This is a genomic window from Ensifer sp. ENS10 (assembly GCF_014852025.1).
Taxonomy (GTDB): domain Bacteria; phylum Pseudomonadota; class Alphaproteobacteria; order Rhizobiales; family Rhizobiaceae; genus Ensifer.
The window spans coordinates 86602-98883 of record NZ_JACVAS010000005.1; the positions used below are offsets into that span (position 1 = coordinate 86602).

Sequence of the window (12282 nt, forward strand, 5' to 3'; positions counted from 1 at the left end):
AGGCTGATGAGCGGATCATCGCTCATCGCGCCGACGCGTTTTGTTGGTCGTGACTAGAGAACCTGCGGCCATTGCTGGTGAGCGTGCACGACGGTGAGGATCTCGACGTCTCGACTTATGCGGTAGGGGATGATGTAGGGAATGTCGGCCAGCACGAGCTCGCGCGTGCTCTTGATACGACCAGGCCGCCCACTGGCAGGGTACTCCGCTAACGCATCCACGGCAGTGACAATCCGCGCCACGACGCGAGCCGCCGCATCCGGATCGTCTTTCTCGATATACGCGCCGATCTCATCAAGTCGCCGCAACGCCCGCAGCGTCCAACGAATACGCTTCCGACTCATGATTGGCGGGCAGACTTGACGTACTTCCTGACGACTTTCGCCACATCTTCATCGCTGGCGAACTCACCCCGGTCGGCCTCGGTCAACCCGGCTTCAATCTCGGCAAGCTGCCATTCCTGCTGCTCAACGAAAGCTTCGATGGCCGCTGCAGCCATATAAGAGCGGGACCGATCCAGCTTCTCAGCGAGCTGATCCAGCTTGCTCGCGGTTTCATCTTTTATACGCACGGTAAACGCAGCGGTCATGGGATCTCACCTTCCTTGGTTCACCTTGATTATCGATGAACCGCACTGGTGCGTCAAGGTTCAAGACACTTCTTCAAAGCATCCGCTACGCGGCTGATCCATCGGTTTTTCTGTGCTTAGAAACGTCCTGGTGGGGCCTGTAGCTCAATGGTTAGAGCCGTCGGCGCATGACCGACTGGTTGCAGGTTCGAGTCCTGCCGGGCCTACCACACCATACTTAGCTCTTTACGTATGCGCCTTTCCATTCAAAATAGCCGACGGCAATGCGGCCCTGCCTTTGACGGCGTTGGTGAATTCCGGGTGTCGGAGCGTTCCAGATAGCCGAGGCGCTGCACGCGCGCTTCCCTATGTCCATGGAGCCCGACGTGTCGACCGCTAGCACGAGTTCCAAGTCGACGTCCGCAGGTGAGGCGGTGGCCCGCAATGCTGCCTCGCGGGATGGGTGCGCTTGATCCCATGCTCTCCAACTGCAAAAACCGGCCATCGGCCGTCACATGCAAGGCCCAAGGCCGAATGGCCCCGGCTCCGTCGCCTGTCGGGGAGTTGGCGCGGCTTGAAAGAACTCTCTGCCCACGCGCGCGCGGAGGCACATTCCAAATCTGGAAGAAATGAGCCACCCGGTGTCCAAATGATGGTCGTGCCGGCTCTGTCGCTACCGAACGAATGCCATGTCTTGCGAACGCTGCAAAACCGGCGGCTCCATACCGCAGGCCCGCGAACTTCAATTGAAGTTAAGCCAACTCTTCACCCCGTGAGTGCACGCGCCACTCAACCGTGCCCGATCGCGACGAGGCCGGACGCCATCCATGTACTAAGATCGACTTCGCCCAAACTATCTGTTGTCCGGGTCTGCCAGGACACTGAAGGATACAACACCTTCGGCTTCTAAAGTCGAAACACTGAGCAAACGCCTGTCGTTTACGTTACCGATCTTATACACTGAAAGAAGACTTTTCTTTTGGACGGTACGTTCAACGAGAACTGGAAAGTTCTCGTCCCATTGTCGTGGCAGCGCACATTGCAGATCACGTATTTGTTCAGCAGAGAATGTGCCGGCTTTAGTCTTCTTGCCCGTAACGTCTCCTTTCATCAGGCTGCGGAACTGCGCCCAGTAGGATGCCGTCAGCTCTTCTCGATCGTCGACTACGGCCGGACATTCAGGAATTTCAAGACAAGGAGATATTATACCGGCGACGGCTCGGACGATTGAAACCGGGCTGCAATGATTAGCATCGAGGTTGCACAAGGCGACAATTGTTAGCTTATCGTCCACATAGCGTGAGAATGACGTCGAGAAACCCTGCCATGCCCCATTGTGCCCAATCACGCGTCGTCCGTTTATGTATTGTATCCTCCAACCAAATCCGTAGCCTTCCTTCTCTGACTTCCCGCCATAGGGATAAGGAGTCCACATCTTTTCTAGCGAGGCCGCTTTTAAGAGGGTGTCACCACAAAGTGCCCGCTCCCACTGCTCGAGATCGCGAACAGTAAAATAGAGCGTACCGTCAGCCGTCGAGTTGAAGGTGGGCGATACCCATTGTTGATTTCTAAGCACTCCTCCGACCATCTCGTAACCCGATGCCCTATTCGGAACGACATCGAGATCCGATATGACTCTCGATGACATCATCCCCAACGGACCGAAGATGTTCTGCGCGAGGAATTCGCCGTAGGATTGGCCTGTAACTCTTTCAATGAGAATGCCGAGCAGGACGAAGTTGGTGTTCTGGTATGCCCAGTCATCGCCCGGATCAAAATCGCGCGGCAGCCTTGCGATTGCTGCCAGCAACTCGTCTTCGGAGAAATCCCGCCTGATATCGAACGGACCATCGGTGACTTGAAGCTCCGGATTGTCATACGCTGCCAATCCGGACGTGTGGGAAAGGAGATTGGCTATCTTGATTGCTTGCCAGCTATCCGGTCCTTCTGGAAAATAGTCCTTGATGCTGTCGTCCAATTGGATCCTGCCCCGCTCAACCAGCATCATCACCGCGGTCGCTGTGAATGATTTGCCGACGGACCCAGATTGCAGCACGCTATCCGCCGTCATTGGAACGTTGAGTTCGATGTTGGCCTTGCCATACCCTTTCGCCAGGACGATCGAGCCACTCCTGTAGATTCCAAGTGCGACCCCTGGAATCCGTTGACGACTCATTTCAGCGAAAACGTACGTGTCGATCGCGTCTGATACGCTCGATTTCAGACGGCTTCCGTCAATCCAATTCAACGGGGACATTCTATACCTCTTTACATGTTTGGAATTCGCGATCGATGTTGGAAGGCATGGTTCGGGAGCTAAGAGAACCGATCCATCGCGTAGGGACGCGGGTCTGTGAAAGAGACCCGCCCCGTCATCATTTCAGCCAACAGCCGTCCAGTAACCGGCCCCAACGTCAGACCGTGATGGTTATGACCAAATGCAAACCATAAGCCCTTATGTCGTGGCGCTTTTCCAATGATCGGACGCATGTCAGGAAGACAAGGTCTGGACCCCATCCATGGCTCCGATTCAATCCTGCCTTGGAGCGGAAAAGTTCGTCGAGCGAGCGGTTCGACAAAATCTAGTTGGGAGAAATTCGGGCGACTGTCTCGGGGCGCGAACTCAATTCCGGTGGCCAATCTAACGCCTTGGCGCATGGGCGACAGGACATAGCCTCCATCCGCGTCGAATACCGGGTGGTTTAGCATCGCGCCGTCTTTTGCCGAGTAGTGGACGTGGTAACCTCGCTTAACGACAAAAGGCAGCCGATATCCGAACCGTCGCGCCACATCGTCCGACCAAGGACCCAGCGCAACAACCACCTCCTGCGCGAACAGACTCTGGCTCTCCAGATTCAGGCGCCATCGAATCCCGTCATTCACGAGATTTGATGCGTCTGCCTTGTGGAACTTACCGCCCCGCTGGAATAACGTCTTCGCATAGCTTTTTACCAGCCCTCCGGGATCACGCACCGTTGCGGGATCGAGCCAATGGACACCTCCGACGAACTCGTTCGAAAGATGTGGCTCGCGTTCCCTCAGCGAATCCGCGTCGAGCACTTCATACCGGACGCCAAAGGGAGCGAGCTCCCCGACCGCTGCCTTGGCTTTTGCAAGTGACCCCGGTTTCCGGAAGGTTTCAATCCAACCTGAACGATGTAACTCGGAAGTCACGCCCGCTTCGGACGCCAACGCTTCATGTTCCGCCACGGAACGGCTGATCAGCGGCCACATGTCCGACGCCGCCTTCATCAACCGATTTGGAGCGGACTCGCGCCAGAACCTCCAGAGCCATGGTGCGATTTGGGGCAAATACGACCAGTCGAAACGCACGTCTGCCGAACGGTTCAAGCCATACCGTAGCAAGGTCCCAAGCTCTCGCGGCGCCCCGTAAGGCATCACACTCGAGCATTCGATCAACCCCGCGTTCCCGTAACTCGTCTCCTCCCCCGGCTCCTTCCGGTCGACCAGAACTACTGACTTGCCACGCTTTTGTAGATGCAGTGCGATGCACACCCCGACGATCCCAGCGCCGAGTACGATAACGTCTGATTGCTGTGCGGCAGATTTAACAATCACGCCATGCTCCGTAGTAAACATTGTTTTCACTTTGGCGTTCCGAGGAACGCTCAGTTCGGTTTTCAAGCCAGTCGAACAACACAGGGCGCTCCGCATGAGGGAGAGTTCGCGCCAAGACCAAGGCTGCTAACAATTTCCAGAGGCTCTTCGGAGAACTCGGTCCAGGACAGCGCCTCAGCCGCAGCTTAGCCCTGGTCGTGGGAACGTCCTCAGAACGCGTCGAGCGGGTAGATTGGGCGAGGCACATTCCGATAAGGTATCTTTGAGTAGTCCATGGTGCAGAGTGCCCCGCTGTCGCAGACGATAATCCGGCCAGCAATCTGTTCGAAATCGGCGCGAAAGTGCTGCATGGATTTGACGACGATCACCCGATACGCTGTCGGCTCGATGCCAAAAGCTCGGAATTGCTGTTGGTCGCGCAATTGTGAGCGTTCAGTCACCACAAGTACGACGATTCCATCGATCTGGATGACGGCGGTTGGTCCGAACGAAAATTCGAGTCCACCGAGTTGTGCGCCGGTCCCTATCAGTTTTCCGTCGCTGAGGTGCAAGACTTTTGCATTCACCTCGAGCGGCGCGCCACCAAACCGGGCATCCGATTTTCCGCCAAGAAAAATTGACGCGCTATCGCCAATGTTCATCTGCGACAGGATCCGCGCCGCTTCGGGATCCACCATCGGCCCGAAGCATGCATCAGCGACCTTCGCGCTCAGCAAAGCGTCTAGGAGAGCCGTCGCATCACCGTACGCTCCAGCTCCTGGGTTGTCCGCATACTCAGCAATGATGAGCGGCTGCTCGCCCTCGTAGTCCGAGGCTAACTGCGCGGCTTCTGCCGGCGTATGAAACGTGTTGAGGATGTTGGCCCGGTTGCTCCACATTTCTTCGGCAATGCGCTCAGCAAAGGCCTGGTGCGGCGCGAGGTCACCTTCGTATGTCACCAGGATGGTGGGCCCCACTTCAGCTATGTCAGCGTTCGGAAAAGCGCCATTGATGCTGGCCGCCAGCGCTCCGGGCGTTTTTTCGTGTCGTCTTGCTTCGGCAATCCACTCGATCATTGGCCCCATGTCGGTACGCCCGGCATTGGCTTCTTCCAGCATTGGGCACCGCACGAGGAGGGTCTTCGGCGTGACTACGCCTGCCATTGCTTGCTGCAATAAATCCGCCGCGTGACGAGCTGTCTCGCGCATGTCGACGTGAGGATAAGTTTTGAACGACATGAGGATATCGGCGTGCTCGCACATTTTGGCGGTCACATTCGCATGTGGATCCAGAGTGACGGCGATCGGAATTCGGCGCGGGAGTATTTGCCTCAAACGCTCCAGCAGCTCGCCCTCGCCGTCTTCCGAGAACTCGGTGACCATCGCGCCATGAAGGCCGAGCAGGATGCCATCCAGACCACTCCCGAGCTCTTTTGCCTTATCAACGATCTTGCCGGCAATATGATCGAAGGCAACTCGGGTGACAGGACCCGCAGGCTCGGCATCCGTACTGATCGTGTGCACGACGTCCCAACCATACTCGCGGCTTCGATCCAGGAAGCCGGCGAGTTCAGTGTTGGCGTCGCCACGCGCCTCGATCGCCGCGGCACCTTCATAGAGGCCATGGGCGACGAATGCGTCGAGATCGGTCTTCCTAATGTTGAAGGTATTTGTTTCATGGGCGAACTCGGCCGTCAGGACACAATAGCTCATTGTGTTCTTCTCCTTCAGAACAGGTGTGATGTCTGCTGCTACAATTCCGCTCCGCTAAGCTCCCACGAACTCCTTGTTGGCTTCACGGAAGTAGTGACAAGCAACTTGATGGTCTTCATCGAATAACTGCAACACAGGATCATCGCGGCCACACATTTCCGTCGCCTGCGCACAACGTGCTGCGAATGAACAGCCACGCGGTAGGTTGTAACCGCTCGGCGCTTCGCCGGTTAAACTTGAAATCTCACGCCGATTGCTTGGATCAGGCTCAAACATGCTACTCATGAGCATGCGGGTATATGGATGGGCGGGTGGGACACCCTTTGGCAAAACTTCCACGATCTGGCCTGCGTACATGACGATCGTTCGGTCGCAGAAGTAACGCACCAAATTCAGGTCATGCGATATGAAAACATAGGTCAGATTGAGATCGTTGCGCAGCCCATCGAGCAGATTAATAACCTGCGCCTGCACGGAAACGTCGAGAGAGGCAGTGGGCTCGTCGAGCACTATCAACGAAGGGTTCAGCGCGAGTGCACGGGCAATACCCACCCGCTGCTTTTGGCCGCCGGAGAGCTGATGCGGATACCGGCGGGCCAAGGACGCGTCCAACCCGACCATGTTCAGGAGCTCCGCAACACGCTTGTCCGCAGCACCTGGAGACAGCCCCTGAACCCTGTACGGCTCAAGCAAGGCGTTCTGAACGGTGAAACGCGGATCGATGGAGGAATACGGATCCTGGAAGACCATTTGCATCTTCTGACGCAGGCGCCTCATCTCACGCTTTGAGAATGAGGCCAGATCCCTTCCCTCGAAAGCAATCTCGCCGGCGCTTGGCTCCAGCAGCCTCAGGATTAGCCGGGCCAGCGTTGATTTACCGCAGCCAGACTCTCCGACGACGCCGACAATCTCACCCCGAACAACGCTGAAGCTTACATCGCGTACGGCAGAGAAAACTTCCTGCTTTCGGAAGAAGCGCTTGGTTGCGAAACGCCTGCTTAGATTTTTAACGGAGACTATTTCACTCATATTGCCCCGCCAGATGACAAGCCACGCCAACATGGCGACCGAATTGGCGAAACTCCGGTACACATTCGTGGCAGATCGTGTGAGCTTTGCTGCAACGCGGATGAAAACTACATCCCGACGGCAATGCCGCGGTGCTTGGTACCATTCCCGGAATTCCGACCAGCGTGCCCGGGCGCATGCCGTTTCTCGGAATGCAGCCGATGAGCGCTTGCGTGTAGGGATGCGCGGCCTCCGCAAACATCGAGCCCACGGATGCACGCTCAACGATCCGCCCGCAGTACATTACGGCAACATGATCGCAGGTCTGGGCAACGACGCCCATGTCATGAGTGATCAAGATCATAGCAAGCCCGCGAATCTTCACCAACTCGACGAGATTCCGGATGATCTGTGCCTGGACTGTTGCGTCCAGGGCGGTCGTGGGTTCGTCCGCGATCAACAAATCTGGCTCGCCCGCCAGAGCCATTGCGATAACTATCCGCTGTTTCATGCCACCGGACAGCTGATGTGGATACAAGGTGTGAACACGTTGCGGATCCGGGATCCGCACATCCCTCATAAGATCGACGGCTTTTCTGTACGCGGCCTTCCCATCCAGCCCCATATGAATCCTTGCAGCTTGCTCGATCTGCTTGCCCACACGGATCATAGGATCCAGCGAAGTCATCGGATTTTGCGTAATGAGACCAATACGCCTACCACGCAGGCGGCGCATGTGTTCTTCCGGTAAGCCGGTAAGATCCTCGCCGTCAAACAGGATGCGCCCTCCGGCGACATGGCCATTCACGTATCCCAGCAGTCCCATTAAAGCGGTAGCGGTAAGCGATTTCCCGGACCCTGACTCGCCGACGAGGCCCAGGATTTCTCCGCGGTCGACACTGATAGTGACGTCCTTCACCGGGGCAAAGGAGCCAAACGCTATTCGCAACTTCTCCACGGAAAGCAACATCTATCCCTCCCTGGCCTTGTTGCGAAAATCCAATGAATCAATCAATGCATCGCCCACAATGTTCAGCGCGATGACCGTCAGCGCCACGGCACAACCCGGAATTATGATGACCCAGGGAGCGACGAACAGCTGCGCCGTGCCCGAGCTCATCATCGCCCCCCAGCTTGGCGTCGGCGGCTGCGCTCCAAGTCCGAAAAAGCCCAAGGTGGCTTCGAGGATGATGGCGTCACCGGTTGCCAGCATCGCTGCGACGAGAACAGGAGCTAGAGCATTGGGAAGGAGGTGCCGGAACAGAATATGGAAGTCGCTTGCCCCAAGATTCACCGCCGCATCAATGTAGGCTTCCTTCTTGAGTTGGATGACCTGGGTCCGGGTCAGCCGCGTGAATTGCGCAAGGTAGGCGATTGCGACCGCAATAATCACACCGTGCAATCCAGCGCCGACCACGGCTACGAGCATGAGTGCGATAAGGATCTCAGGAAACGACCACGTCAGATCGATCACCGTCATCAATATGCGATCGACAAGTCCACCAAAATATCCGCAAACTGAGCCCAGCACCAATCCGGTCAACACCGAAAAGCCGACTGCCGTCACGCTCACGGACAATGAGGTCTGAGCGCCGACAATTATTCGGGACAACACATCGCGGCCGAATTCGTCAGTGCCGAAGAAATGAGCGAACGACGGGGCCTCGTTCATGACCTCAATATTCTGCGCGTCGTAGGCATAGGGTGCGATCGTCGGCGCGAGCACCGCAGATACCACGAGCAGAACGATAAACAGTCCTGCTACTACCGCCGGCACGGAGACTGGCAACCGCAAACGCCGGCTCTCAGAAACAATAGTCGTCATTTCGAAGCCTCACGCTGTCGCGGATCCATTGCAGCTTGCGCGATGTCTCCGATTATCGTTCCAAGAATGACCGCCATGGACAGCGTCAGGAGGCACCCCTGGACAAGTGGGTAGTCCCGCTGGTTGAGCGCGCGAATTAGCAACGAACCCAACCCAGGACGAGCGAACACGACTTCGACCGTGATGGCGCCGCCCAGAATCCAACCTATCCGTAACCCGAGAATGGAAATGACTGGAACGAGCGCATGACGGAGGATGTGCTGCAGCCTGATGCGGCTCTCGGAAACGCCCTTCGCGCGTAGCAGCGTAACGAAATCCTGCCGGCCGATCTCGATCATCGAGACTTTCGTGACCCGGGCAACAAGGGCTACGCCGCCCAGGCCGGTCGCAATGACAGGAAGCACCAGTGAAGACCAACCCCGTGCGCCCGACACGGGCACCCAACCCAACCAAACCGCGAATACGAGGATTAGCAGCAAAGCAAGCCAGAAACTGGGTATGGTCGACCCGAGCAGAATACCGGACGTGATACTGCTATCGATGCGAGTTCCGTAGTATTTCGCCGCCAGCACGCCCGCCGCAATCCCGGCAAGGGAGGAAAACAGAAATGCCGTACCGCCCAGAGTGAGGCTTGAGGGGAGGTTCTGGGCAATCAACGCGGCGACGGGTCGCCCCTGAATGATCGACGTCCCGAAATCCAGTGTCAGGACCTTACCCATCCAGATGATGTATTGCTCGAAAAGGCTTCTATCCAATCCGTACTTCGCGGCCATCTGCTCGCGCAAAGCCGGCGAAGACCCGGCACGCATAAGACTGTCGATCGGATCTCCAGGCACGAGGTGGATCAGGAGAAAGACCGTGAGGGAAACAACGAAGAAGGTCGGGATGACGGCAAGGAGGCGTCGTAAGATGAAGGATGACATCGCCAATCTTACTGCCACCTTGTGTCCAGCAGCGTAGCGCTGCCAACGGTCGTCTCGCGGATCCGTTCCGGTATGGCTAACCTGCTGCGATTAACAGCGACCGTCTTTTCGAATTCGTGCAGGGGGACGAATACGAAATTTTCAAGCAAGTTCTCATGATATTCCTTGTACTTAGCCACGCGCTCGCGCCAATTATGAGCGCCGCTCATGGCGTCCTCACGCAGTTTTTCGGAACGCGGATTATCCCAACGCGAACTGTTCGGATGCGGGATATTCTTTGCGCTGAAGCACCAATCAAGAATATCGGCGTTGTCCCAATCGTAGTGGCTGATCACCAACTGATGGTCACCCTTTCGCAAAGCGTCCCGAAGACTGGCGCTGTCAAAAAGGGCAACTTCGGCTATCACCCCGACGGGCTTCAGCTGCGCCTGAACAATCTCCGCCATACGTTTGTAGGCGGTTTCGGAAGCCGACCAGAGGCGCACTTTCAGCGGCTGGCCGTTTTTCGTTCGGATGCCATCAGACCCAAGCAACCAACCGGCCTGGTCGAGAAGCTGCTTGGCTTTCTCGGTATCCTTGCGGATCAAAAACTCAGGTTGAACCTTCGACTCTTCGAGCGATGAAACAAGAAATTGATGGGCCGTGGCGCCTGATCCGCTGAACACGGCCTTGAGAATAGGCTCCTGATCTACGGCGTGCGCAATAGCCTGCCGCACTAGCCGGTCAGAGAACGGCGCGCTGCTTGTGTTGAACTGGAGGTAGGAGACACCGGTCGCGGGCATGTTCCGGAGCTCGACGTCGGCGTTCAAAGCAAGACGCGGCACGAACTCGGTGGGCACGCCCATCAATACGTCCGCGCCGCCGGTGTCCATTTCCAAAAAGGTTGCCGATGAATCTTGAATTTCACGGAGAACCAGCCGCTTGATCTCCGGCACCCCCTTGTTTTCGGACAGCTCACTGCCCCATGCATACTCCTCGTTGGCGACAAGGACCGTCTCCTGCCCGACAGCAAAGCTCTCCAGCTTGTACGGACCTGTCCCTACGGCTTCGATCACCCCGAAATTCCCTGCAGCGGCCTCATAGGCCTTGGGTGACGGGATCCCCATAAAGTATGAGGCGAGATTATAGAGGAGATTGGGATCCGGTCGCTTCATTTCGAAACGAACATTGTGCTCATCCACCACGACAACACGATCAATCGCGCTGCTCACATGCTGGTTCGCGCTACCTTCGAATTTCGAGATCCACCAGACGACAGTGTCGGCATTAAAGAGCTCTCCGTCATGGAAACGGACGTTCTTCTTCAGCACGAATGTCCAATTCAGCCCGTCTTCGCTCTCGTCCCATGACTCCGCCAGATGCGGGTGAAATGTATGATCGTTGGACATCGCGATAAGCCGATCATAGATCAATCCGGCAGTGACGCTCAGCAAGGTTGCTCGGATCGGATCCAAATGTGGTGCGCCATTCTCGTCGCTAGATAGTACGATTGTAGCTTCCGACGGAGATGCAGCTGCTATGGCAACATTAGAAAACAAAGATGTTGAGGCGATAGCAAGAATTGACGAAGATATTAACAGTTCGCGGCGATTCATGAGTCCTCCACAAAGCTCTAAAATACTAATATTCCGCACTAGACTCGCGTTTATTGTGATTTTTGTTCTGCAATCGATAAGATGATATTTTTCTGTCGTCAACATAAATATGACAGAAAGATATCAAATCAATGAAACGGACTTCCATTCGAGCCCGCTCAACGCGCGCAGAGGCAGTCGGCAATGATGACCTTTTTCGCAGCCGGGTTCCTTAGGGATCGTCGCGGATCCTCTTTCGGTAAAGGAGGACGAATTGGTCCGCTATTTACCCGGCCTTCCTTCAGTGGATTGTAAGCCGCGCCCCGGGGTCCACACTGGATCAGGTTTGGTCCACAGCGTTGGAAGCTGGATGAGCTTCACCAGTTCTGATGCCTGCAGATCCAGGAAGCGCTCGCCCTTCTCCGCCGTCGCGCTGCGAGGATCTCCCCATGTTCCTGAGACCGGAGCATACTCGGCAAAGGAGTAGAATCGCGTGCCGCCGAGTTGTGGGTTCAATGGATGGGTTTGCTCCGCGAACGCTTGCTCGAAACGATCTGAACGAACCGTTTCAGGAGTAATCGCCAGCATGACGGACGCTTCACCCTCGCAAGCGTGCTGAGAGCGCTTATCGACTTCAAAAATCTTCAAAGCTTCCTCTCGCGCCAATCCCCAGGGCAGACAAGAAACAATCGGGATCTCAAATTCGACCGCCAGCTCTCGCACCGAGACGGCGAGCGGCTCAACGTTACCTCCATGCCCATTTACGATCATCAGCCGAGCGAAGCCCAGTGCCTTCAGCGAGCGCACGATACACCGCAGGACCTTGTTCATTGTCTCATAGTCGACCGAGATCGTGCCACCGAAGGGAATGTGGTGCTCGCTCATTCCAAGCCACAGCCCCGGCAATACTGCGACAGCAGTCTCAGCGGCCACCCGCCGCGCGGCCCGAATGGCCGCTTCCGACGCGCTCGCTGTATCAGTAACAACGGGGAGATGCGGTCCGTGTTGCTCCAGGGAACCTATGGGAAGGATTGCGAGCGCGTTTTTCTGCATCGCGATTGCCCGCAGATCCGGGGCAGTCATGCACGTCCATTCGACTTCAATCATTCAATAC

The 12282-nt window shown here is 56.4% G+C and carries 11 protein-coding genes, 1 tRNA gene and 1 pseudogene; 1 reads left to right on the top strand and 12 read right to left on the bottom strand.

Annotation, left to right across the window (positions count from 1 at the left end):
- Positions 1-53: 53 nt before the first annotated feature.
- Together IB265_RS18770 and IB265_RS18775 are read right to left on the bottom strand one after the other, a co-directional pair.
- Entirely contained in the window at positions 54-344 is a 291-nt protein-coding gene (locus tag IB265_RS18770; protein ID WP_192494999.1) for a type II toxin-antitoxin system RelE/ParE family toxin, read from the bottom strand.
- Positions 341-589 carry a CopG family ribbon-helix-helix protein gene (locus IB265_RS18775; RefSeq protein WP_057248324.1) on the bottom strand — a complete coding sequence of 83 codons (249 nt, stop codon included), beginning with the start codon at positions 587-589 and terminating at the stop codon, positions 341-343. Before IB265_RS18775 ends, IB265_RS18770 begins: the two co-directional genes overlap by 4 nt.
- 133 nt (positions 590-722) lie before the next feature.
- Between IB265_RS18775 and IB265_RS18780 the strand changes: the two genes are divergently transcribed.
- A tRNA-Ile gene (locus tag IB265_RS18780) sits at positions 723-798 on the top strand.
- A gap of 26 nt (positions 799-824) precedes the next feature.
- Here the strand turns inward: IB265_RS18780 and IB265_RS37785 are convergent.
- The 10 genes and pseudogenes from IB265_RS37785 to IB265_RS18830 form a co-directional block, all read right to left on the bottom strand.
- Positions 825-1073, bottom strand: a pseudogene (locus tag IB265_RS37785) (DUF1194 domain-containing protein); the annotation flags it as partial.
- Between the two features lie 348 nt (positions 1074-1421).
- The gene (locus IB265_RS18790; RefSeq protein ID WP_192495001.1) at positions 1422-2825 is read right to left on the bottom strand and encodes a serine hydrolase; all 1404 of its coding nucleotides are present in this window, start codon (positions 2823-2825) and stop codon (positions 1422-1424) included.
- Positions 2826-2884: 59 nt separating this feature from the next.
- Positions 2885-4168 carry an FAD-binding oxidoreductase gene (locus tag IB265_RS18795; RefSeq protein WP_113737324.1) on the bottom strand — a complete coding sequence of 428 codons (1284 nt, stop codon included), beginning with the start codon at positions 4166-4168 and terminating at the stop codon, positions 2885-2887.
- Positions 4169-4356: 188 nt separating this feature from the next.
- A complete protein-coding gene (locus IB265_RS18800) occupies positions 4357-5838 on the bottom strand; it encodes a M81 family metallopeptidase (RefSeq protein ID WP_112996325.1) in 1482 nt (493 codons plus the stop codon).
- A gap of 54 nt (positions 5839-5892) precedes the next feature.
- Complete coding sequence (locus IB265_RS18805) at positions 5893-6867, bottom strand: ABC transporter ATP-binding protein (protein ID WP_057248328.1); 975 nt, start codon at positions 6865-6867, stop codon at positions 5893-5895.
- Positions 6860-7816, bottom strand: a complete 957-nt coding sequence (locus tag IB265_RS18810) for an ABC transporter ATP-binding protein (protein WP_113737323.1) — start codon at positions 7814-7816, stop codon at positions 6860-6862. Before IB265_RS18810 ends, IB265_RS18805 begins: the two co-directional genes overlap by 8 nt.
- The gene (locus tag IB265_RS18815) at positions 7817-8671 is read right to left on the bottom strand and encodes an ABC transporter permease (RefSeq protein ID WP_057248330.1); all 855 of its coding nucleotides are present in this window, start codon (positions 8669-8671) and stop codon (positions 7817-7819) included.
- Positions 8668-9594, bottom strand: coding sequence for an ABC transporter permease (locus tag IB265_RS18820; RefSeq protein ID WP_192495002.1), 927 nt, complete (start codon positions 9592-9594; stop codon positions 8668-8670). Before IB265_RS18820 ends, IB265_RS18815 begins: the two co-directional genes overlap by 4 nt.
- Before the next feature lie 8 nt (positions 9595-9602).
- Positions 9603-11189, bottom strand: a complete 1587-nt coding sequence (locus IB265_RS18825) for an ABC transporter substrate-binding protein (RefSeq protein WP_192495003.1) — start codon at positions 11187-11189, stop codon at positions 9603-9605.
- A gap of 261 nt (positions 11190-11450) precedes the next feature.
- Positions 11451-12275, bottom strand: coding sequence for a creatininase family protein (locus tag IB265_RS18830; protein ID WP_057248332.1), 825 nt, complete (start codon positions 12273-12275; stop codon positions 11451-11453).
- Positions 12276-12282: the final 7 nt, after the last annotated feature.